Source organism: Streptomyces tailanensis (assembly GCF_008386495.1).
Lineage (GTDB): Bacteria > Actinomycetota > Actinomycetes > Streptomycetales > Streptomycetaceae > Streptomyces > Streptomyces tailanensis.
Genome location: NZ_VTHJ01000098.1, coordinates 1 through 687 on the forward strand (window position 1 = coordinate 1; position 687 = coordinate 687).

The 687-nt window shown below is 66.1% G+C and carries 1 protein-coding gene; it reads right to left on the minus strand.

The window, feature by feature from the left end; genetic code table 11:
• Nucleotides 1–687, minus strand: a 687-nt coding sequence (locus F3T56_RS42560) for an RNA-guided endonuclease InsQ/TnpB family protein (protein ID WP_246204564.1), incomplete at both ends; no start/stop codon positions are given.

The window sequence follows — 687 nt, forward strand, 5'->3', positions numbered from 1 at the left end:
ACCTTCACGAAGGTGCGCCCGTACCGTTGTGCCTTGTAGTCGAGCAGGGCCACGAACTGGGACCAGCCCGCATCATGCACACTCCTGGCCAGCCTCGTGCGCGCGAGCCCATACACCGCCAGGTCCTCCACCGCGACCGCTTGGTTCTCGCGGATCAGCTTCGTGGACAACTGATGGTGGAACTCCTTGCGCGCATCTGCCACCTTGGCATGAGCACGGGCAACCTTCAGGCGGGCCTTGGCCCGGTTCCTCGATCCCTTCTGTTTGCGCGACAGCTCCCGCTGCGCCTTCTTCAGCTTCTTCTCCGCCCGGCGCAAGAACCGCGGACTGTCGATCTTCGTGCCGTCGGAGAGGACGGCGAAGTGCGTCAGGCCCAGGTCGATGCCGATCGCGGCATCCGGCTCCGGCTCGTCCCAGCGGGTCTGGTCGGTTCCGGGGTCGGTGTCGATGACGAAGCTCGCGAAGTACCTTCCGGCCGCGTCCTTGATCACCGTCACGCTCGACGGCGTCACCGGCAACACCCGCGACCACTTGACCTTGATCTCCCCGATCTTCGGCAGCGAAAGCCGCCCCCGGCCGGTGATCTTCCAGCGCGCGTTCGCGGTGAACCGGATCGCCTGCCGCGCATCCTTGCGGGACTTGAACCGGGGCGCACCCACCTTCTTGCCCTTGCGCTCGCCCTTGAGA